21 protein-coding genes are annotated in these 21,606 nt (G+C 66.3%); 11 read left to right on the forward strand and 10 right to left on the reverse strand.

The window, feature by feature from the left end:
• The first annotated feature begins 2 nt into the window (after positions 1 to 2).
• The gene (locus DI605_RS11020) at positions 3 to 464 is read left to right on the forward strand and encodes a RidA family protein (protein ID WP_293973331.1); all 462 of its coding nucleotides are present in this window, start codon (positions 3 to 5) and stop codon (positions 462 to 464) included.
• A 19-nt stretch (positions 465 to 483) separates the two neighbouring features.
• Here the strand turns inward: DI605_RS11020 and DI605_RS11025 are convergent, their stop codons facing one another.
• The 4 genes from DI605_RS11025 to DI605_RS11040 form a co-directional block, all read right to left on the reverse strand.
• A complete protein-coding gene (locus DI605_RS11025; protein WP_293973334.1) occupies positions 484 to 939 on the reverse strand; it encodes a GNAT family N-acetyltransferase in 456 nt (151 codons plus the stop codon).
• Between the two features lie 116 nt (positions 940 to 1,055).
• Complete coding sequence (locus tag DI605_RS11030) at positions 1,056 to 1,940, reverse strand: hypothetical protein (protein WP_293973418.1); 885 nt, start codon at positions 1,938 to 1,940, stop codon at positions 1,056 to 1,058.
• Positions 1,941 to 1,989: 49 nt separating this feature from the next.
• Positions 1,990 to 2,955, reverse strand: a complete 966-nt coding sequence (locus tag DI605_RS11035) for a diacylglycerol kinase family protein (protein ID WP_293973337.1) — start codon at positions 2,953 to 2,955, stop codon at positions 1,990 to 1,992.
• Positions 2,956 to 2,963: 8 nt separating this feature from the next.
• On the reverse strand, positions 2,964 to 3,497 hold the full coding sequence (locus DI605_RS11040; protein WP_293973340.1) for a DUF2141 domain-containing protein: 534 nt from the start codon (positions 3,495 to 3,497) through the stop codon (positions 2,964 to 2,966).
• A 135-nt stretch (positions 3,498 to 3,632) separates the two neighbouring features.
• Here DI605_RS11040 and lptF point away from each other — a divergent pair, with 135 nt between their 5' ends.
• The 4 genes from lptF (at position 3,633) to DI605_RS11060 (ending at position 9,578) form a co-directional block, all read left to right on the forward strand.
• Positions 3,633 to 4,823, forward strand: a complete 1,191-nt coding sequence (gene lptF / locus DI605_RS11045) for an LPS export ABC transporter permease LptF (RefSeq protein WP_293973343.1) — start codon at positions 3,633 to 3,635, stop codon at positions 4,821 to 4,823.
• Positions 4,820 to 5,920, forward strand: coding sequence for an LPS export ABC transporter permease LptG (lptG, locus tag DI605_RS11050; RefSeq protein WP_293973346.1), 1,101 nt, complete (start codon positions 4,820 to 4,822; stop codon positions 5,918 to 5,920). The genes lptF and lptG overlap by 4 nt, the downstream gene beginning before the upstream one ends.
• Positions 5,917 to 7,467 (forward strand): polysaccharide biosynthesis protein, encoded by a 1,551-nt coding sequence (locus tag DI605_RS11055; RefSeq protein WP_293973348.1) that lies wholly within the window; start codon positions 5,917 to 5,919, stop codon positions 7,465 to 7,467. Before lptG ends, DI605_RS11055 begins: the two co-directional genes overlap by 4 nt.
• A gap of 179 nt (positions 7,468 to 7,646) precedes the next feature.
• Positions 7,647 to 9,578 carry a glycosyltransferase gene (locus DI605_RS11060; RefSeq protein ID WP_293973351.1) on the forward strand — a complete coding sequence of 644 codons (1,932 nt, stop codon included), beginning with the start codon at positions 7,647 to 7,649 and terminating at the stop codon, positions 9,576 to 9,578.
• Here DI605_RS11060 and DI605_RS11065 read toward each other — a convergent pair.
• Entirely contained in the window at positions 9,565 to 9,744 is a 180-nt protein-coding gene (locus DI605_RS11065; RefSeq protein WP_293973354.1) for a hypothetical protein, read from the reverse strand. The genes DI605_RS11060 and DI605_RS11065 overlap by 14 nt on opposite strands.
• Positions 9,745 to 9,898: 154 nt before the next feature.
• Here DI605_RS11065 and DI605_RS11070 point away from each other — a divergent pair, with 154 nt between their 5' ends.
• Together DI605_RS11070 and DI605_RS11075 are read left to right on the forward strand one after the other, a co-directional pair.
• Positions 9,899 to 11,203, forward strand: coding sequence for a sugar porter family MFS transporter (locus tag DI605_RS11070; protein WP_293973357.1), 1,305 nt, complete (start codon positions 9,899 to 9,901; stop codon positions 11,201 to 11,203).
• A 94-nt stretch (positions 11,204 to 11,297) separates the two neighbouring features.
• Positions 11,298 to 12,236, forward strand: coding sequence for an ROK family protein (locus DI605_RS11075; protein WP_367120041.1), 939 nt, complete (start codon positions 11,298 to 11,300; stop codon positions 12,234 to 12,236).
• Positions 12,237 to 12,304: 68 nt separating this feature from the next.
• Here DI605_RS11075 and DI605_RS11080 read toward each other — a convergent pair whose 3' ends face one another.
• From DI605_RS11080 to DI605_RS11095, 4 genes are all read right to left on the reverse strand, one after another.
• A complete protein-coding gene (locus tag DI605_RS11080; protein WP_293973360.1) occupies positions 12,305 to 12,457 on the reverse strand; it encodes a hypothetical protein in 153 nt (50 codons plus the stop codon).
• A 60-nt stretch (positions 12,458 to 12,517) separates the two neighbouring features.
• Complete coding sequence (locus tag DI605_RS11085) at positions 12,518 to 12,730, reverse strand: hypothetical protein (protein WP_293973363.1); 213 nt, start codon at positions 12,728 to 12,730, stop codon at positions 12,518 to 12,520.
• 468 nt (positions 12,731 to 13,198) lie between these two features.
• Positions 13,199 to 14,020: an IclR family transcriptional regulator gene (locus DI605_RS11090; protein WP_293973366.1), complete on the reverse strand. Its 822-nt coding sequence runs from the start codon at positions 14,018 to 14,020 to the stop codon at positions 13,199 to 13,201.
• Positions 14,021 to 14,191: 171 nt separating this feature from the next.
• Entirely contained in the window at positions 14,192 to 15,337 is a 1,146-nt protein-coding gene (locus DI605_RS11095) for an aldose epimerase family protein (RefSeq protein WP_293973369.1), read from the reverse strand.
• 121 nt (positions 15,338 to 15,458) lie between these two features.
• On the opposite strand from DI605_RS11095, the gene DI605_RS11100 reads away from it, so the two are divergent.
• The gene (locus DI605_RS11100) at positions 15,459 to 16,754 is read left to right on the forward strand and encodes a sugar MFS transporter (protein WP_293973372.1); all 1,296 of its coding nucleotides are present in this window, start codon (positions 15,459 to 15,461) and stop codon (positions 16,752 to 16,754) included.
• Positions 16,755 to 16,835: 81 nt separating this feature from the next.
• Here the strand turns inward: DI605_RS11100 and DI605_RS11105 are convergent, their stop codons facing one another.
• The gene (locus DI605_RS11105) at positions 16,836 to 17,603 is read right to left on the reverse strand and encodes a FadR/GntR family transcriptional regulator (RefSeq protein ID WP_293973375.1); all 768 of its coding nucleotides are present in this window, start codon (positions 17,601 to 17,603) and stop codon (positions 16,836 to 16,838) included.
• A gap of 167 nt (positions 17,604 to 17,770) precedes the next feature.
• On the opposite strand from DI605_RS11105, the gene araD1 reads away from it, so the two are divergent.
• From araD1 to DI605_RS11120, 3 genes are all read left to right on the forward strand, one after another.
• Positions 17,771 to 18,772: an AraD1 family protein gene (araD1, locus tag DI605_RS11110; protein ID WP_293973378.1), complete on the forward strand. Its 1,002-nt coding sequence runs from the start codon at positions 17,771 to 17,773 to the stop codon at positions 18,770 to 18,772.
• On the forward strand, positions 18,772 to 19,701 hold the full coding sequence (locus tag DI605_RS11115; RefSeq protein ID WP_293973380.1) for a Gfo/Idh/MocA family oxidoreductase: 930 nt from the start codon (positions 18,772 to 18,774) through the stop codon (positions 19,699 to 19,701). The genes araD1 and DI605_RS11115 overlap by 1 nt, the downstream gene beginning before the upstream one ends.
• Before the next feature lie 75 nt (positions 19,702 to 19,776).
• Positions 19,777 to 21,324 carry an alpha-L-arabinofuranosidase C-terminal domain-containing protein gene (locus tag DI605_RS11120; RefSeq protein WP_293973383.1) on the forward strand — a complete coding sequence of 516 codons (1,548 nt, stop codon included), beginning with the start codon at positions 19,777 to 19,779 and terminating at the stop codon, positions 21,322 to 21,324.
• The last annotated feature ends 282 nt before the right edge of the window (positions 21,325 to 21,606 follow it).

The raw sequence follows: 21,606 nt of genomic DNA on the forward strand, positions 1-21,606 counted from the left end.
CGATGCGCCGTAGCCTGATTGCCTTGTCCGCCACCGCCATACTGCTTGCGGGCGGCGCCCAGGCCGCCGAGCCTGGCCGCCGCTATCTCGCGCCGCGTCAATCACTTCCCGGCACGCCGCAGCCGCCGTTCAGCGAGGCGGTCGAGGCGAATGGCACGCTCTACGTATCGGGTATGATCGATCTCGATCCGAAGACGGGCAAGCCGCCGGCTACCTCCGAGGAAGGCGCCAAGCTGGTGCTGGATGCCTTCAAGGCGACGCTGGCCGAGGCGGGCTACACGATGGACGATCTGGTGCAGGTGCAGATCTTCGCGAAGGACCTTGCCGACTTCCCGATCTTCAACAAGGCGTATGTCACCTATTTCACCGGGCCGAAGCCCGCGCGCGCCTTCATCGGTGCGGGCAACCTGCTGGCGGGTGCCCATTTCGAGGTGATGGGCATCGCGGTGAAGAAGGCGAAGTAAAGCGGGTGGCGGCCCTCCGCTAGAGATCCAGCTTGAACCCGACATGAGTTGGGACGAAGCCCATGCGCTTCCAGAAGCGGTGGGCATCGGCCCGCGAATCATGCGAGGTGAGCTGGACCGAGGCGCAGCCCGCTGCCCGGCATTCCGCGACGGCCCAGCGGACAAGCTGCTCCCCCCGGCCATTGCCGCGATGGCGGGCGGCGATGCGGACCGCCTCGATCAGGCCCCGCAGGCTGCCACGCCGGGATATGGCCGGGATCAGCACGATCTGGATCGTGCCGACGATCAGGCCCTCTTCCTCCGCCACGATCAGGCGCTGCCGGGGCGTCGCCTGGATCGCACGAAAAGCGGAGAGATAGGACGGCGCCAGCGGGAGCGAGGCATTCTCGCGCGTGGCGCCCAGCGGATCATCGGCCAGAAGCCCGACGATCGCAGGCAGATCGGCTTCGGTGGCGTCACGGCAGAGGAAGCGCATTCCGGCATTCTATGGGATGGTGGCGATCGCCACAAACCTGCGTTTGGCTTGTCCGGAGCGGTTTTCGATCCGCTTGTGCCGGGCCGGACAATGCCTCCGCCGGCCTCGCAATCATTCTAGCGGATCGCGCCTTTCGCGATCAGGCGGGGGAGGAGCGTGATCGCACCGAGGATGGGCCATCGGCGCTGCCAGGGCCGGATCGTCACCTTCTGCCCGGAATGGCGCGATATCTTCCAGGCGAGATAATCGATCCCGCCCGCATAGGTGGCGCTGGCCTTGGCAAGGCGGGCGAGCGTCAGCAGCTTGCCGTTGCGACGCAGCTTCGCCCAGCGCCCGGCCGCTGCCGCCGGGCTCCAGGCGTTGGGCACTTCACCGTTCGGGCCGACACCGTGCTCCCGTGCGATCGCGGCCAGAACGGCGCGTGCGAAGGCGTGATAGCGGGCGGGATCCGCATCGACGACGGATCCGGGACGGTTGGCGCGCTCGGCGCGAAGCTCCGCGCCATAGGTGAGGCGGAAACCCTCGCGCCAGATATCCATGTCCGCGACATCGCCGGTGCCGGTCAGCATCGGCAGCGTCAGTTCGAACAGGGTCGGCGCCGCGCGGGCGATGGCGTCGACGATGGCGGCCGTCGCGATATCGCCCGCCACCCAGACCAGCCGTGAGGGCTGGGCGAAGCGGGCCCAGACGGAGACTGTCTCCGCCTCCGGGCCGTTGAGACGGGCGAAATCGTCAGCGCTCAGCACCGCATATTTGGCGATCAGCCCTTCATGCTCGAACGGGAAGACGTTTGGCGGAAGCAGGCGATTGGCGCGCGCCAGCCACGCACGATCGAAGGCCCGGCCATAGCTTTCGACGATCAGGTAGAAATCCAGCATCAGCCCGTCGAACGACTGTTCGCGCAGACAGGAGCCGTAGAAGAGCACGCCCAGCGCGGACGGATGCCGCGCGGCGATGGCGGCCGCCATGGCATTCACGGCGGCCGGCACGGGAACGGCCAGTTCGGCGGCGACGAGGTCGCGGAGCGCCGGCGCCCCTGCGCTCACGGGATCAGGCCGCGAGGCGGACGAAGGGCAGGGGATCGGTGTGGCGCAGCACGATGGTGCGGCCGGCGCCGGCCTGGAACACTTCGCCATCGAGGATCACGCTCGAACGATCGCCCGAGATGCGAATCTCGTCGCCGCTTTCCACCTGCATGCCATGGAGCCGGCCATAATCGAGCTTGCCGAGGGCGCTCGTGATGACGGCGCGCAGCAGGGCCAGCGGATTCTGATCGACAACCAGCAGCTGCAACGCGCCGAGCCTGCCGCTCGCAGGTACGTTCGATCCCAGCAGCAGCTTGCGCAGCGTCGTCACGATCAGCAGCGAGAAATGGCCCTGTATCTGGCCCTGGCGGATCAGCTGGACCTTCACGGCGGAGGGACGGGGCGGCAGGAAGGCCGCGCGCATCCCCAGCACGAGCGAGAGCATCAGCGCGAAGAAGGTGAGGATGTGGCTCAGCCAGTTGGGCAGGCCGAGCGGGTAGATCTTGTTGCGGCAATAGAGGATCGAATCGGCCAGCCCCGCGCCGCCGAGGAACATGCCGAGCACGGGCGCGCCATCATCCTCACTAAGAGCGATCAGTTCACGGCTGACGATATGATCCTGGAGCGGACCGCGTGCGATTTCCAGCACGCGCTCCAGCGCCACGATGGGATCGCCGACCGCGCCCAGATCCAGCGCGATCAGATTGGTCTTGCCGTTGGGCAGCACCGCCACGGGCGGCGGCTTCGTGCCGAACTGGCCGCCATGATAAAGCTCGGTCAGCGTCGACTGGACCGTACCGTCGCCGCCATTGATGACGAGGATGGCGGGATCGACGCGGGCAATCGTCTTCAGCGCCGCGCCGATCTGGTCCGCGCTTTCCACCTCATAGTGGAAAATTTCCGGATGATCGGCGCAGAAAGTGCGGACGCGCGGCAGCAAGGACCGGTTGCCGGTCGATTGCGGGTTTGAAAGAAGCGCGATCCGGGTCATGTTTCCTGTCAGCGTTCCGCAGTCGCGACCGGCTTCACCGATCCGCCCTGCACATAATTGAGAACCACGGGCACCTTCGTCACGCCCGCCACCTTCACCTCCACCGAGGCGGGCGAGGGGCGGCGCTTGAAGATCACATCCATCAGCGAGAAGCTGGGATTGCCGGAAAAGCCGCCGCCATCCGACATGTCCGATTTGCCGCTGCCATTCACGTCATGCCGGATCGAGACGGCATAGGTGCCGGCGCGGGGCACGGGCATGCACACCTCCATCGATCCGCTGGTGGGCGTGGGCAGCTCGATCCGCTCGATATAGGCGCCCTTGTCGAAATAGGTCTTGGGATCGCCGCCATAGGATTGAAGGCGGATCATCCCGGTGCGGCTCTTGAGCCCCAGTACATGGACCAGCATGGCCTGTTTCTCGGATCCCGGCGCGCAATCGGCGGCGTGCGGACCCACGATCGCGGCGGTGGCCGCGACGGGCGCGACGACGCTGCCCGCGCAGAGCGCGGCGGCGGCGACAGGCACGAGAAGTTTAGACATGACCAACCAACTCCCGGAAGCTATAGGCCACCGCCACCGGCGATGGGCGAAACACGCCCCCATGCCGACTGCAGATTGGCGGCGATTGCGGCCAGATCATGGTGACGGAGCGTCGGCATTTTGAATTCTGGCAAGATGGTCGATCGTTACCTCGCCCGCCTGATCGCCGTGCCGCTGGCGGCGACCCTGGTGATCGCGGCGATGCTGCTGCTGCTCGACAAGATGCTTCGCCTGTTCGATTTCGTCGCGCAGGAAGGCGGGCCGGTCAGCGTGGTGTGGCGGATGCTGGCGAGTCTGATCCCCGAATATCTTTCACTCGGCATCCCGATCGGGCTGATGCTGGGCATATTGCTCGCCTTCCGCAGGCTGGCCACCACATCCGAACTGGATGTGATGCAGGCGGTGGGCATGAGCTATGGCCGGCTGCTGCGCGTGCCCTTTTATTATGCGGGCGCGCTGGCCTTCGTGAATCTCGCCATCGTCGGCTTCGTCCAGCCTTATGCGCGCTATGCCTATGAGGGGCTGCGCTACGAGCTGCGCTCCGGCGCGCTCGGCGCATCGATCAAGGTGGGCGAATTCACCAAGCTGGGCAAGAAGATGACGCTCCGGGTGGAGCGCAGCCAGGATGGCGGGCGCGAGCTTTCCGGCCTGTTCGTGATGGCGCAGGGCGATGACGGCAAGAGCCTTGCGGTGACGGCCGAGCATGGCCGCTTCATGGCGACCGACGATCCCGACACGATCATCCTGCGCCTGCGCAACGGCAGCCTCGTCCACAATGCGCCCGGCTTCGCCGCCCCGCGCGTTCTGACCTTCGTGAATCACGATCTGCCGATCGATCTGCCGCGCGAGGAGAAGTTCCGGCTGCGCGGCGGGCGCGACGGGGAGATGACGATTCCCGAACTCGTCCGATCGGGCCACAAGAACGGCAATCCCCTGCTGGAGCGTGCCCGCAGCCGCGCCGAATATCATTTCCGCATGGTGGAGGTGGCGACGATGCTGCTGCTGCCGCTGCTCGCGGTCGCGCTGGCCGTGCCGCCCAAGAGATCCAGTTCGGCGCTCGGCGTCTTTCTCTCGATCGTGATGATCGTGACCTATCACAAGGTGAATGAATATGCGGAGGCGCTCGGCAGCCTCGGGAAGATCGATCCGTTGATCGCCCTGTGGGTGCCCTTCGCGATCTTCGCGGGGCTGATCTGGTGGATGTATCATACGCTGGCGCACAAGCCGGGCGGACAGCCGATCGGCGCGCTCGAGCGCAGCGCCGACAAGGCGTGGAAATGGGTGCGCAGCCGATTCTCCAGTGATCGCAAGGGCAAGCCGGCATGAGCGCCGGCCCCGGATTCCTGCCGCCGCGCACGATCGGCTGGTATCTCGCGCAGACCTTCGTCTCGCGATCGCTTGCGGTGCTGGCCGCCCTGGTACTCGTGCTCATGACGCTGGATCTGCTGGGCGAATCGGGCGACATCCTCGCCTATCCCGGCAATGGGCAGGCGGCGATCCTCCATTATGTGGCGCTGCGCGTGCCGCAGATCATCGCCCGCTTCCTGCCTTTCTCGGTCCTGCTCGGTACGCTCATCACGCTGGTGCGCATGAATGCGAACAGCGAGATCATCTCGATGAAGGCCGCCGGCATCTCCGCGCACCAGATTCTGGCGCCGCTGGGTTTCGCCAGCCTCGCCATTGCGGGCCTTTCCTTCTGGTTCAACGATCATGTCGTGGCGCGCTCCACCGCCGCGCTCACGGCATGGCAGAATGTCGATTACGGCCCGGTCAGGGATACGCGCGGCGTGGTCGACAATGTGTGGGTGCGCGATGGCGAGGATCTGATCCACGTCGATCACGTCACCGGGCGCGGCGCGGCCGCGCGGCTGATCGGCGTGGAATATTATGATCGCACGGCCGACAGGCTGACGGTGATCGCCAAGGGCGAGCGCGGCCAGTTCGTGAATGGCGCGTGGAAGATCGACAAGGTGCAATTGTTCGATGTTCGCAGGGGGGCGCTCCGCGACTTCCCGTCGATGACGATCGGCAAGGGCATCGCGCCCGACCGCTTCACGCTGGCCTCCGTGGATGGCGACAGCCGTTCGTTCCGTTCCTTGTGGGAGGCGATCGGGGAGCTTCAGGCGAGCGGCCGGCCCACCGGCGCGCTGCGCACGATCCTGTGGCACAAGATATCGGGGCCGCTCTCGACCATCCTGATGCCGCTGCTGGCGGGCGTCGCCGGCTTCGGGCTGGCGCGATCGGGGCGCCTGTTCCTCCGCGCCGTGATCGGCATGGCGCTGGGCTTCCTCTATTTCGTGGCGGACAATTTCGCGCTGGCGATGGGCAATCTCGGTGCCTATCCGCCGCTGCTGGCCGCCTGGGCGCCCTTCCTGCTCTTTTTCCTCATCGGCGAGGCGGTGCTGATCCGCACCGAGGAGTGACGAGCGGGCCGGCGCCGGCGGAAGACGAATCGTCGATCATCGCCCATGAGGCCCGGCGCAAGGCGGCCAGGGGCGTGGGCTCGGTCGCGCTTTCGCGGCTGGGCGCCGTCGTCGAGGTGGTGAGCCAGCCGGCCTACACCTGGATGTTCGGCCTGCCCACCTACGGCCTCTACATGGTGCTGTGGAGCCTGGTGAACATCACAGAAAATGTTCTGGATCTGGGGGTTACCAGTGGGTTGCAGCGCATTCTTCCCGCCTGCCGCGAACCGGCCGAGCGGGCGAGGGCCGTGCGCGCGGCGCTGCTGCTGGGCGTGCTTCCCAATCTGATCGTCGGCGCGCTGGCCTGTGCGCTCGCCCCGATGATCGCCACCCTGCTGAACGTGGCGGCGGCGGATAGGGCGCAGCTCGTGATGGGCATACGCCTGTTCGCCTGGGCGTTGCCGCTGTGGGCGATCATCGAGGTGGCGACATCGGCCGTCCGCGCCAACCATGCCTTCGGCCCGGAAGTTCGCGTGCGCCTGATGTGGGAGCAGCTCGCCCGGCTTGCGGCGGCGATCATGCTGTGGGCGGCGGGCGTGCGGACGCTGGGCCTGCTGGGCGCGCACCTGATCTCGCTCGCCTTCACGGCGGCGTCCGCGCTTCGCCTGCTCAACCGCTATGTGCCGCTGGCGGACGTGATCGCCCTGCCGGCGGGACGCGCGGCGACGCGGGACATGGCGCTGGCGGGGCTTTCCGTGCTGCCGGCCAATATCCTCAGCCGCGCGTTCAGCGATCTCGCCACGATCGTCGCCAACATGCTTGCCCCGGGCGCGGCCGGGGCCTCGGCCGCGGGCCTATATGCGATTGCGCGCAAGGTTTCGAGCATACCGCAGATCGTGCGGCAGACGTTCAGCTATGTGCTCGGTCCGATCGCGGCGGCGGCGGCGCGCGGCGATCGCGCCACCCTCCAGGGCCTCTACGATTTCGCGGTGCGCCTGTCGCTGCTGCTCGCGGTGCCCACCTGCATCGCGCTGGCGGCCGCCGGCCCGGCCATTCTCGGCGCGTTCGCGAAGGGCGCCGAGGCGGGCCTGCCGATCCTCGTCATCCTGTCGCTCGCCCGGGGGATAGAGGCCGCGATCGGCCCGGCTTCGTCGATCCAGCAGGTGATCGGCCGGCGCGTGCTGCCGCTCATCAACAGCCTGATCGCCGTGCTGGCGGCGGGCGTGGTTCTGATGGCGACGGCGGACCGCTGGCCGGGCCTTGCCGTCGCGCTCGCCGTGGCGACGGGGCAGGTGGTGGTCGCGGTGCTCTCGATCGGCCAGCTGAGCCGGGAGGAGGGACTGGTCGCCTTCGCGCCGCCCTTCCTGAGGACGCTGCTCGTGGCGCTGGGCGCCTCGCTGGCGATCCTGCTCCTCGCCTGGGCGACATCCCCGCTGCCGCTGGCGGCGAGCGGCATGTTAACCATCATCGGCTGGCTGGCGGCGACGTGGGGCGCCCTTCGGCTGGGGCTCGTCGACTCCGACAAGCGGGCGCTGGGGAAGGCGGCCAGACGCCTCAAACTAGCGTAACTGCTGGATTTTGTGCGACAGAACGAGTTTCCGCAGGGATCAGCGGAAAATCGATCATTCGGTGTTCAGGAACCGGACACGGGCAATATTGTTAATATTCGCCAGATGAAGCACCGCTCCTCCCTCCCTGTCAGGATGTCCGGAAGGCGGTGTGCTGTCCATTCAGGTGAGTTGATCCGATGATCTTGCCAGCCCGCGCCGCTTTCGACGCCGCGCTCCTCGACCTATCGCTCACGGCCTTCGTGGCCACTCTTTTCATTGTCGTCCAGGCACGCTCCGTTTTCGGGGTGGACGAGGAAGGCGGCCGGCAGATCGTTCCGGTCTGGACCGCCGCCGTCGCCTGCGGCCTCGTCAGCGCGATCGCCACCGATCAGGGCATGGGGGCGCTTATCGCGACCCTGCTCGTCCTGATGGGCGCGAGCCTCGCCAGCTGGCTTTCGCCCCGCCTGACTTCGGCGGGCGCGCTGCTGACGTCGGTGCAGCCGCTGCTGCTGCTCGTGACGGTGCCCTGGTCGTTCCTTGTGCTGACCGAATTGTCCTATCCCATGTGGGCGCTCACGCTCTGGGCGGTTTCCAGCGTCGTGGCGGTCGCGCTGCTCGGTTTCACGGTGGCGGGTTCGCTCGTCCGCCAGGCGACGCTGACCCATATGAGCTGGCGCCGGCCGATCGCGCCGCTGCCGCAGAAGCTGGGCCGCGATGCGCCGATGATCTCCGTTCAGGTGGCCTGCTATGCCGAGCCGCCCGAACTGGTGATCGCAACGCTGGATGGCATCGCGGCGCAGACCTACCCGAATTTCGAGGTGATGGTCTGCGACAACAACACCAAGGATGAGGCGCTGTGGCGCCCGGTGGAGGCACATTGTCGCCGCCTGAACGCCAAGCTGGGCTTCGAGCGCTTCCGCTTCTTCCACGTCGCTCCGCTGGAAGGCGCCAAGGCCGGCGCGCTGAACTGGTGCCTGGAGCGGATGAACCCGGAGGCGAAGCTCGTCGCGGTGCTGGACGCCGATTATCAGTCGCGCCCCGATTTCCTCTCGCGCCTCGCCGGCTTCTTCGACGATCCCAAGATCGGCTATGTGCAGACGCCGCACGATTATCGCGGCTACGATGCCAATCCCTATCTGCGGGCCTGCTATTGGGAATATATGCCGACCAACAAGGTCGTATATCCCGGCATCAACGAATATAATGCCGCCTTCACGATCGGCACGATGTGCGTGGTTCGTGCAGCGGCGATCCGCGAGGTCGGTGGCTGGGCCGAATGGTGCCTGACCGAGGATAGCGAGATTTCGATCCGCCTGCGCGCCATCGGTCTGGAAGGCGTGTATCTGCCGCAGACCTTTGGCCGTGGCCTGATCCCCGAAACGTTCGAGGATTATCGCAAGCAGCGTTTCCGCTGGACGGCAGGCCCGGTGCAGCAGCTTCGCCGCTACTGGCGCTATTTCCTGCCGCGTCCGTTCGGCCAGAAATCGGGCATCAACGGCTGGTCCAAGCTGCTGGAATTCCAGCGCAGCGCCGCGCCGATCGTGCAGCTCGTGACGACCGGCTTCGGCCTGGTGATGATGGCGATGATGACGGTGCTGAGTGCTGCCGGCGTGCTGCCGGACGTGATCCTGCCCGCCGTGGCGTGGCCGGTTCTCCTTTCCGGCATCGCATCGACCGTGATCCTGCGCTGGCGCCGTTATCGCCTTTCGGGCTGCCGCCGGATTTCGGACATGCTGCTGGCGGAGGTGGCCGAATCGAGCCTCACGTTCGTTCAGATGACGGCCGCGATCGCCGGGCTTTCAAAGAAGCCGCAGCCGTGGACGCGCACGCCCAAGTTCGCGGTGGCGGGCTCCTGGCAGCGGGCCTTCAATGCGACCCGGCCGGAGGCGATCATCGGCGGCCTGCATGTTCTGGTGATCCTGGCGCTTTTCACCATATCGCCGCTGATCGGCGGGCACATGACCCTGCTGGCATCGGTTTCGCTGATGCTTTCGGGCGCGCGTTTCCTCGCGGCGCCGGCGATGGCGGTGCTGGGCGAGCGCGAACTCAACCGGCAGGAAAGCCAGGCGCGCAAGGAAGCGAGCCGCTTCGCCGCGATCCGCCGCAGGACGGCCTTCAAGATCGCCTGACGACCACGCGATCGAATGGAAAGCGGGCGACACCTGTGTGTCGCCCGCTTTTGTTTGTCCGGCCGTGATGCCGGGCAACACCGCGCCGGCCCTTGCCGCTGGAAGCGACGGCGCTGATTTGCAGCGGCGTGGTCATCCGCCCTTTATTTAGGAAAAATGTTTTCATAAATGGCTCCGGCTGGAGAGGGCGGTAGAGCGCCGATCCGGCCGGGCAATGCCGGGCATCCCGCAGCGGCTTCGACAGGATCGGGCGTATCCGCCCGCGGCAATCCGAGCCCCGCTCGATTGGCGATCGGGCAAGGGTGAGGGGGGAGAGAACGATGAATGGATTGCTGATCCGCGGAGTTGCCGTGGGGGCGCTTGCCGGGTTGCTGTTCGGCTTCGACACCGCCGTGATCGCGGGCACGACGGAGGGCATACGCAACGCCTTCGGGCTGGATGCGGCGGGGCTCGGCGTGACCGTTTCCAGCGCCTTGTGGGGGACGCTGGCGGGCGCGTTGCTCGCGGGCGTGCCGGGTGATCGCTATGGCGCGCGGACGGCTCTGATTTTCATAGCGCTGCTGTATCTCGTTTCGGCGATCGGCTGCCTGTTCGCAGGGAACTGGTGGGCGCTGATCGTCTTCCGGATCCTGGCCGGGCTCGCGGTGGGGGCCTCTTCGGTGCTGGCGCCCGTCTATATCGCCGAGATCGCGCCGGCGGACCGGCGCGGCATGCTCGTCGGCGCCTTCCAGCTCAATGTCGTGCTGGGTATCCTTGTCGCCTATCTCAGCAATGCCGTGGTCACGTCCTTCGCGCTCGGCGCGCTCGACTGGCACGTGAAGTTCGGGGTGACGGCCCTGCCGGCACTGCTGCTGCTCGTGCTGATGTTCACGATCCCCGATAGCCCGCGCTGGCTGGCCGCCAAGGGGCGGACGGAGCAGGCACGCACCGTGCTGCGCGCGCTCGGCACGGCGGATCCCGATGCGGAACTTCTGCGCTACCGCCAGGCGGAGACGGCGGCCACTACCCCCCGACTGAGCTGGGGGCGCCATCGCCGCCCGATCCTGCTGGCCTTCGCGGTCGCCGGCTTCAACCAGCTTTCGGGCATCAACGCCATTCTCTATTATCTGAACGACATTTTCGCCGCGGCCGGCTTCGATACGGTATCGGCCGATCGGCAGGCGATCATCATCGGCGCGTGCAACCTGTTCTTCACCGCGCTGGCGCTCACGGTGATCGATCGCGTCGGCCGCAAGACGTTGCTGCTGGTGGGGGCGGTGGGCGTGACGGCCGCGCTATCCGGCGTGGCGGCGATCTTCCTGAGCAATACGCACCAGGATCTCCTGCTGTGGCTCCTCATCGCCTTCATCGCTTTCTTCGCGTTCAGCCAGGGGGCGGTGATCTGGGTCTATATCAGCGAGATCTTCCCCACCGACGTGCGCGCGCGCGGGCAGAGCCTGGGTTCATCGACGCACTGGTTCATGGATGCGATCATCGCCACGGCCTTTCCGCTGGTGGCGCAACATATGCACGGCCTGCCCTTCGCCTTCTTCGCGGCCTGCATGGCGGTGCAATTCGTGGTGGTCCTGTTCTTCTTCCCGGAGACGAAGAGACGATCGCTCGAGGCGCTCGGGGCGGGGCTGTGATCCGGATTCCCCATGCGGCAACGGTGGCGCGTTTCTCGCGTTCGGATTTCTCTTATTTGCCAGCGATCGTCGCGTACGAAGGAGCGAACGAGCCATGACCATGCCTGCCCCGGCGGCTGCCTCCGTCCGCAACGGGAATGACGTGCCGGAACCGCTCTTTGCCGGTGTCGAGCTTGGGGGAACCAAGACGATCGCCGTGATCGGGCAGGGCGGGAAGATTCTGGACCGCGTGACGATCCCGACGACCAGGCCGGCCGAGACGCTGGCGGCGACGGCGGAGCAATTGCGATCCTGGTATCGCGAGCATCGGCCGGCGGCGCTGGGCGTGGCGAGCTTCGGCCCGATCGCGCTGAATGCCCGGCATGGCGAATATGGCCATATGCTCTCGACGCCGAAGGAGGGCTGGTCCGGCGCGGCGATCGTCGGGCCGCTTGTCGAGGTGATGCCGGTGCCGGTGGCGCTGCATACCGATGTGACGGCGGCCGCGCTCGCCGAAGGGCGGTGGGGTGCGGCGCGTGGGGTCAGCGATTTCGTCTATGTCACGATCGGCACGGGCATCGGCATGGGCGTGGTGGCCGGGGGCAGGCCCGTAACGGGACGCATGCACCCTGAGGCGGGGCATTTGCGCGTCCGCCGGATGGCGGGCGATGGCTTCGCCGGAAATTGTCCGTTCCATGGCGATTGCCTGGAAGGGCTCGCGGCCGGCCCCGCCATCGCGGCGCGGACGGGAACCAGCGCCAACAAGTTGTCGCCGGAGGATCCGGCGTGGATCCCCGTGGCCGATGCGCTGGCCGAGGGGATGGTCTCATTGTTCCTGACGCTCTCGTGCGAGCGCGTGATCGTGGGCGGCGGCGTGGGCGTGGGGCAGCCGCATCTGCTGGCTCTGGTGCGCGACCGGATCGGCGAGAAGCTGGCGGGCTATCTGCCGGACATGGACGAGGCCACGCTCCGGGCCATGATCGTCCATGCCGAAATGGGCGCGGACGCGGGGCCTCTCGGCACGCTGGAGCTGGCGGCGCTGGCGCGGGGCTGACCGGTCGATATCAAAGCCGCCCCGTGCGCCTCACGCGCCGGGCGTGAGATGCTCTCTGGTCGCCGACGTCAGGCGGCCGACCGGCTGCCCGCGATAAGCTTGTTCAGCACCACGATACGATCACGCTCCGCCGCCCAGTCACGGGAGGGCTGTGACTGGATCATCTGCAGAAGAAGCTGAAGTTCCTTGCGCCATTCGGCGGGATTGAACTCGATCGTCATGGTGCATCCTCCATCGTTATTTTCGTTACGCGTGGACCGCCCGAACGGAGCCATTCCTTTTCAGGCGTGAGACGGTGTTCCGATAGAGCCCCGATTGGCGAGGGCTGCGTGAAAGCCATCGCGCCAATATTCGTGCAGTGACGGCTCGACATGGCTCGGCGGGCAATTGTCGCCCTTCTTCGCGGCGGATGCCCATCCATCCTCGAAGGCATCGATGGCCCGTTCAAGCCCCGCATTGATGTCCATCACCATGACGAGTTCCCACCTCCTCATCGATCCGGACCTTCGCCAGATCGCATTCTCCATTCCCCAGTAACGCAAGCAACCATGGTTGAGTTGCAGTCGGATCGGGCCGCATCCCGAAACTTTCTTTTTGCCGACAGCGTTCGCATGGAATTTTCATTTAGGAAGAGTCAAGTATAAAGATAGTTAACGCGGCCTATTTACAATCTATTAGACGCATCGGGGGCGAAATTACATAACGTAATGTTAGATCCGAATAATGATCCGAATTATATCCAAGACAAGCGGAGGGCGTGGTCGCGATCGATTGCCGGAGCCGCGTCGCCGCAGGGGGAGAGCGTGTGGAGGGCGAGCGATCTTCGACGGCCGCGCGCGCCTTCGGCGCCCGGACAGCGGACGGCAGGCGCGCGACCGGGCGCAGCGTGGAAGGAATGACCGCATCACCGGCCGGAGCATGGCGTGGCTTTTTGCCCGCCCCTTCCGGGCAGGCGCCGGCGATCAGCCGTCCGCTGCCTCTTCGGGCGGCATCCAGCCTAGCGCGCGGCTGATCGTGGTGGCGGCATCGCGCACGGATGGCGCGAGAATGCGCATCCTTTCCTCGCCCAGATAGGCGCTCGGGCTGGCGATGCTGATCGCGGCGACGATCCGGCCGGAAACATCCCGGATCGGCGCCGCGATGGCATGAATGCAGTCGGGCGGAGGCCCTTGATTGAGGACGGTACGCTCGGCGGTGCTGCGCTGCATGTCCGCGATCCATTGCGGTATGTTGGCGAGGCCGGCAGCCCGCGCGGCGGTTTCCAGAGCGGCCGGCGAGTCATCCAGCAGCAGCGCCTTGCCCAGGCTCGTTTCCGGCAGGCGGCGGCGGGTGCCCGGGGCGGTGGTGACCGCGACCCGCTCATTGGCCGAGCTTCTGTGAAGATGGACCGAATAATCGCCGTCGCGGCGCCCCAGAAAGGCGGAGTGGCCGGTTTCGGCGGCGAGATCGTCGAGATGGCGGCGCGCGATCAGGAGCAGATCGGTCTGCTCCTGCGTGCGGGCGCCAAGCTGGAGCAGCTTGGGGCCGGCATGCACCTCGCCCGAGGTGGAGACCGTGACGAAGCGCCGATCCGCGAGCGCCTGCACCAGGCGCCAGGTGGTCGTCTTGGAGAGGCCATATTGGCGGATCAGGGCCGGCATGCGCGTGGGCCGGGCGACGATCAGCTCGAGCATGTCGAGCCCGCGCTCCAGCGTCTGCGCGCCGGCCGTGCCGCTCTTGCGTTCCTTGCGAACCCCGGGCGCCGCATCGGCGGGCTCGTGGTTCGTGCGGTCCGATTGCTTCACTCTGTCGTCGCTTCCATTGAACGCGAATGCCGATGCGGCCCTATCGCTTATCCGTGCCGCCTCCGCCACGTTCGTTTTGCGTCCGCGGATCCGTGGCAGCGGGCGCGGATCCGGCCTGATGGGCGCGGCGCGGCGGACGGGCCTGCGATCGCCCGCCCGCCGGCGCCGGGCTCAGCGGCCCTGAACGGTCAGTTTGTAGATCATCACATGATGATAGGGTTTGCCGGGATCCACGCGCGCGGAGACGAAGGCCGGATGGTTCGGCGCGTCCGGAAACTTCTGCGGCTCCAGCGCGATGCCGTCGCCCATCCGGTAAAGATGGCCGCCCTTCCCGGGGAAGGCGCCGTCGAGGAAATTGCCGGTGTAGAATTGCACGCCGGGCTCGGTCGACAGCACTTCGAGCACGCGGCCGGACTGCGGATCTTCCAGGCGGGCGGCGAGGCCGGGCTGCGCCGTCAGCCCCTTGTCGAGCGCGAAATTGTGATCATAGCCTTGGCCGAAACGGATCTGCTGATCGTGTCCGTCGCGGATCCCTTCGGCCACGAGGCGGGGCTTGCGGAAATCGAACACCGTGCCCTCCACCGGGCGAAGCTCGCCCGTGGGGATAAGGCGCGCGTCGACCGGCGTGTAGGCGCGGGCCGGGATCGTCAGAAGATGATTGGTGGTGCCGGCGGGCGCGCCTTCGCCAGCGAGATTGAAGATGGCGTGATTGGTCATGTTCACGATCGTCGGCTTGTCCGTCGCGGCGCCGAAATCGATGGTGAGCGCATTCTGCTCGTCGAGCGAATAGGTGACGGTCACGTCGAGCTTGCCCGGATAGCCCGCTTCCCCGTCCGGACTGGTGAGCGCGAGGACCACCTTCGCGACGGGGCCGCTGGTGGCCGAAACGACGCGCCAGAGCTTCTTGTCGAAGCCTGCGCCGCCGCCGTGGAGCGAATTCACCTTGTCGTTGAGGGGAAGGGAATAGCCCGTTCCGTCGAGCGTGAATTTGCCGCCGGCGATCCGATTGGCATAACGGCCGACAGTGACGCCGAAATAATTGGGGTGGCTCTCATAGGTGGTGGCATCGTCATAGCCGAGCATCACGTCCGCGATCTTTCCGTTGCGATCGGGGCCTTTGAGCGATTGCAGTGTGGCGCCGTACGTCAGGATGCGCGCGGAAACGCCCCTGCCGTTCGAAAGCGTGAACGCCTCGATCTGGCCGCCGCTCTTTGTCGTGCCGGCGGCCTCGCGGCGCACCTCGGCCGCGCTCGCGGGAGCGGCCGCCGCCACCGTGGCGATCAGCAGCGCGCATGTGCTCAGGAGAATTCCTCGCATAACCTCTCCTCGCGCGTCGACATTGACGCGTCCTCCGGCTCTTTCTAGTCCGACAAAAGAATGAAGGACAAGCGAGTGTCGCATCCGGCACCGCAACGAATCGAACAAGGAGTTGGAAAAGATGCCCGCACCGATCCACGCCGCGGCAGGCGCGGGCCATTCCGATCCATCGGGGCCGCGTGCCGGCTATGGCGCATCGCTGAGCCTGCTCGCGAGCCTTTTCTTCATGTGGGGCTTCATCACGGTCATCAACGGCACGCTGCTGCCGCATCTGCGCAGCGTGTTCGAACTCAGCTATTTCCAGGCGGCGCTGATCGAGAGCGTGTGGTTCATCGCCTATTTCTTCGCCTCCATCCCATCGGCCAAGCTGATTGAGCGGATCGGTTATCAGAAGGCGCTGGTGACTGGCCTGTGCATCATGGCGGCCGGTGCGCTGGGCATGGTGCTCGCGGCGAGCCTGCCTTCCTATGGCGTGACCCTGGTGATGCTGTTCGTGATCGCCAGCGGCATCACGCTGCTGCAGGTGGCCGCCAACCCTTATGTGGCGGTGATCGGGCCGAGCGACACGGCATCGTCCCGCCTGAACCTTGTGCAGGCGATGAATTCCGCCGGCACGATGCTGGCCCCACTGTTCGGCGCCTATCTGATTCTCGGGCGATCGAAGGGCGGGCGCGCGGACGCGGGCACCATTCTGAGCCAGGCGGATCGCCTGGCCGATGCCCAGTCGGTCGTGTTGCCTTATGTGCTGGTGGCGTGCGTTCTCGTCGTTCTGGCGATCGTCATCGCGCGTTTCCCGCTGCCCGCGATCGGCATGGCATCCAGCCGCGTCGCCAAGGAGGAGCGCAAGAAGCACTCGCTCTGGAAGCATCGCAATCTGGTATTCGGTATTCCGGCGATCTTCATTTATCTGATCGCGGAGATCGGCGTCGGCAATCTGTTCGTGAACTTCGTCAGCCGGCCCGAGATCGGCAACATGACGACCGAGGCCGCTGGCCGCTACCTCACCTTGCTGTGGGGCGGCATGATGGTCGGGCGTTTTATCGGATCGGCGATGATGCAGAAGGTGCCGGCGGAACTGGTGCTGGCCGGCTTTTCGATCGGTGCTTTCGTGGTGATGGCGGTCACGGTGATGACGACAGGCCATGTCGCGATGTGGTCGCTGATCCTGGTCGGCCTGTTCCATTCGATCATGTTCCCGACGATCTTCACGCTCGGCATCCGGGGGCTGGGGCCGCTGACGGAAGAGGGATCGGGCCTGCTCATCATGGCGATCGCCGGCGGCGCGCTGGTCGCGGTGCAGGGCTGGCTGGCCGACAGCTACGGCCTGCAACACTCCTTCATCCTGACGGCCGTGTGCGAACTCTACGTTCTGTTTTACGCGCTGTGGGGGGCGAAGCCCACCAACGCGCTGGATTGATCCGCGCCGGCCCGGGCGATGCCTGCCCGGGCCGGCGACATTTCGCGGAGCGCGGGGGCATCGGGCCTTTCGGCCCGACGATCATTCCATGGAGCTGCGCGTATCCTGGAGCGCGAGCGCGACCAGCGCGCGCATCGCTTCGGCCGCGGCATCGGCATCGCCCGCCGCGATCGCTTCATAGACACGGACGTGATCGGGGATGGCGTTGCGCGGCAGCGGCTCCCCGCGCTGCTTGAACACGGTCGTCCAGCTTACCGCCGCGCCGATGCTGGCGCTGAGCGCGACGATCGCGTCATTGCGCGTCGCGTGCAGGATCGCATGGTGGAAATCGCGGTCCGCCGTCTGGCCCGCATCGGTGGCGAGGCTGTGGTGCCGCATCGACGCCAGCGCATCGCGCATGGCCTTCAGATCGGACTTGTCGCGTCGTTCGGCCGCGAAGCGCGCGGCGGCCGGCTCGATCACCGAGCGCAACTCGAACAGGTCGCGCACGAAATTCATGTGTGGCTGCCCCGAAAAGGCCCAGGCCAGCACTTCCGGATCCAGCAGGTTCCAGCGCGCGCGCGGCAGGACGCGGGTGCCGGCCTTCGGCTTGCTTTCGACCAGCCCCTTGGCGACGAGCACCTGTATCGCCTCGCGATAGGCGGTGCGGGAGACGTCGAGACTCTCGGAAAAGGCGACCTCGCCCTCCAGCCTGTCACCGGGCGCATATTCGCCGCCCACGATCGCGCGGCCAAGCTTGTTGGCGATGGCGCCGTGAAGCCTGCGGCCCGTGCCGCGCCGGGCGCGGCTGGCCGGTGCTTCGCTGCTGATGTGCCGCAGATCGGCTTCGTCTGTCTTCACGCGCTTCATGGATCACCATCACTGCAACACTCCGTGGCATCCGGCAATTGCCACTCGCATCATGCTCGCATATTGTCGGAGTAATAGTGCTGCGATCCGCCGTCCGAGCCGGCTGTTTCGTGCGTGCGGATCGCGCCTTCGGGAAATCGAGGCGATCATTTGAAGAGGGTGATGGAATGAGTCTCAGGTTGCTTCAGCATCGCGCCGAAAGCGGGCAGCGTTCGGTGATCGCGGCACGCGGGGATCGCGCCTGGTTTGTGCCGGGCGTGGAAAGCGTCCGTGAACTGGCGCTGCGGGCGATCGCCCAGGGCATTTCCCTGACGGACGCGATTGCCGCGGCGGGCGAGGGCGATGCGGCGGACCCGGCGGCCGAATATGCGGCCGGCCGTCTGATCGCGCCGATCGACCATGCCGATGCCGCGCACGTTATCATGACCGGTACGGGCCTGACCCACCTGGGCTCGGCCGAGGGGCGCGACAAGATGCACAAGGCGGCGGCCGCCGCCGAAACGCAGACGGACAGCATGCGCATGTTCCTGGAAGGGCTGGAGGGGGGCAAGCCCGGTGCCGGGGCGATCGGCCAGCAGCCCGAATGGTTCTACAAGGGCGATGGTTCGCAACTGGTGGATCCCGCAGCACCCCTGACCATGCCGCCCTGCGCGAAGGATGGCGGCGAGGAACCCGAACTGGCCGGCGTCTATCTGATCGGTGATGATGGCACCCCTTATCGGATCGGGTTCGCGCTCGCCAACGAGTTCAGCGATCATGTGACCGAGCGGCACAATTATCTGTGGCTGGCTCACAGCAAGCTGCGGCAGGCATCGATCGGGCCGGAGCTGCTGGTCGGCGAAACGCCCGCCGATGTGCGCGGCACCAGCCGGATCGTGCGCGATGGCGCGGTGATCTGGGAAAAGCCCTTCCTGTCGGGCGAGGACAACATGTCCCACAGCATCGCCAATCTGGAGCATCATCACTTCAAATATGATCTGTTCCGCAAGGCCGGCGACGTGCATGTCCACTTCTTCGGCACGGCGACGCTTTCGTTCAGCGACGGCATCCGCACCGAGCCCGGCGACGTGTTCGAGATCGAGGCGGCGCCCTTCACGCTGCCGCTGCGCAATCCGCTGGCGCGCGCGGCGGGCGATGCCAGTGTCCCGGCGACGGTGAAGCCGCTCTGATGGCTTCGCCGATCCGCATCGCCATCGTGGGGATGGGCAAGATCGCCCATGACCAGCATCTCCCGGCCATATTCGGCAACGATGCCTATCGCCTGGCCGCCACCGTCAGTTCGCGTGGCGAGGCGGCGGGCGGCGTGCCGCTGTTCCGCACGCTGGACGATCTGCTGGCGGGAGGGCCGGAGATCGACGCGGTCGCGCTCTGCACACCGCCGCAGGTGCGCTACGACCTCGCGCAGAAGGCGATCGCGGCGGGCAAGCATGTCTTCCTCGAAAAGCCGCCGGGCGCGACCCTCGCCGAAGTGGCGGTGCTGGAGGATTATGCGCGTGCCGCGGGCGTCTCGCTCTTCGCCAGCTGGCATTCGCGTTACGCGGCCGGCGTCGGCGCGGCGCGCGCGTGGCTGGCCGCGCGTGAGATCCGGAAGGTCTCGATCGTCTGGCGGGAGGATGTGCGCGTCTGGCATCCGGGGCAGGCGTGGATCTGGGAGCCGGGCGGTCTCGGCGTGTTCGATCCGGGGATCAACGCGCTTTCGATCGCGACGCACATCCTGCCGCGCCCCTTCTTCCTGCAGGAGGGCACGCTTTTCCTTCCCGCCAATCGCGCGGCGCCGATCGCGGCGCTCCTTTCGTTTCGCGACGCGCATGGCGTGCCGGTCTCGATGGATCTCGACTGGCGGCAGACCGGCCCGCAGACCTGGGACATCACGGTCGAGACTGATGCCGGGGAACTGAAACTTTCCAAGGGCGGGGCCGAGCTGTTCCTGCCGACGGGCGAGCACAAGAGCGAGGATCATGAATATCCGGGCCTCTATGCCCGCTTCGCCGATCTCGTCCGCGCGGGCACGAGCGACGTGGATATCGCGCCGCTGCGCCACGTGGCGGATGCCTTTCTGAGCGGGCGCCGCGAACTGGTCGAGGCATTCCACGACTGATCGCCCGGCCATGATCCACCACCAATGACAGACGGGACCCGGCGATCGGCCGGGAGCTTACAGGGAGAGACGATGATGATGAGGATGCTTCGCGATGCGACGCTGGCGCTGCTCGTATCGGCCGCGCCGGTCGCGGCCCAGGCGCGGGAGGCGCTGACCGCCACCGCCACGATCAGGGGGGATCAGCCCGGCCCCGTCTATGACCGGCATATCTTCACCCAGTTCGCCGAGCATCTGGGCACGGGCATCTATGGTGGCCTGTGGGTGGGCAAGAACAGCAAGATCCCGAATACGCGCGGCTTTCGCAACGATGTGGTGCAGGCGCTGAAGGATATCGACGTGCCGGCGGTTCGCTGGCCGGGCGGCTGCTTCGCCGACGAATATCACTGGCGCGAAGGCATCGGGCCGAAGCGCCCGGTGAAGGTGAACACCCATTGGGGCGGCGTGACCGAGCCCAATGCCGTCGGCACGCACGAATTCATGGATCTGATGGATCAGCTGGGATCCGAGATCTATATTTCCGGCAATGTGGGCGATGGCACGCCGACCGAAATGGCCGAGTGGGTGGAATATATGACGGCGCCCGCCGGCACGCTGGCGGAGGAGCGCGCCCGGAATGGCCACAAGGCGCCCTACAAGGTGCCTTATTTCGGCATCGGCAACGAGCTTTGGGGCTGTGGCGGCAACATGCGCGCCGAATATGCGGCGGACGAGACGCGCCGCTACGCCACGTTCGTGAAGGTGCCGGCGGGCGAGAAGATCACGAAGATCGCGTCCGGCGCCAATGGCGACGATTATAACTGGACCGAGGTGATGATGCGGGAGGCGGGCTCCAAGCTCGGCGGCCTTTCGCTCCATTATTATACGGTGCCGAACGGCTTCGACAGCAAATCGCCCGCCGTCGACTTTGACGAGGCGCTTTGGGCCGAGACGATGGCGCGCACCTGGAAGATGGAAGAACTCGTCACCAAGCACAGCGCGATCATGGACAAATATGATCCGAAGAAGCGCGTCTTCCTGGCTGTCGACGAATGGGGCACCTGGTTCAGGGAGGATGCCGGCACGCATCCCGGCTTCCTGCGCCAGCAGAATACGCTGCGCGATGCGCTGGTGGCCGGCATCAACCTCAACATCTTCGCCAAGCATGCCGATCGCGTGCGCATGAGCGCCATCGCGCAGATGGTGGACGTGCTGCAGGCGATGATCCTGACGGACGGCGCGAAGATGGTGAAGACGCCGACCTATTACGTCTTCCAGATGTACAAGCCCTATATGGACGCCACCGTGCTGCCGGTGGAGCTCAAGAGCCCGTGGTATGGCAAGGATCAGTGGGTGGTGCCGGCCGTCAGCGCATCGGCGGTGAGGGATAAGGCGGGCGCCGTGCATGTCGGCCTGACCAATGCGGATCCCAATCGGGCCGCGACGGTGACGGTGAGCCTTTCCGGTGTGGCGGGATCGACCGTGACGGGGAAGGTTCTCACCGCGACGGCGATGAACGCGCTCAACAGCTTCGACAAGCCGGGCACGGTAGTGCCGGTTGCCTTCACGGGCGCGCAGCTTTCGGGTGGCACGCTCACCGTGACGCTGCCGGCCAAATCGGTGGTGATGCTCGATCTGAAGTGAGGCGAGGCCCTGTCGAAGCGGGGGGCTGGCCTGTCGCCGGCTCCCCGCGACAGCCGCTCCGCTCGCTTAGGCCGCAGCGCCCCGACATCCACCTTTGGCGGATTGCGCGGGGGCGGCTGCACTTATAAATACTCCTACATATGTAAAGCAGGACGAATGATGAGCGAGGGAAAGCAGGCGAAGTTGCGATCGCGGGCGTGGTTCGACAATCCGTCGAATATCGACATGACGGCGCTGTATGTGGAGCGTTATCTGAATTTTGGTCTGAGCCTGGAGGAGCTG

Source organism: Sphingomonas sp. (assembly GCF_003248515.1).
GTDB lineage: Bacteria > Pseudomonadota > Alphaproteobacteria > Sphingomonadales > Sphingomonadaceae > Sphingomonas_I.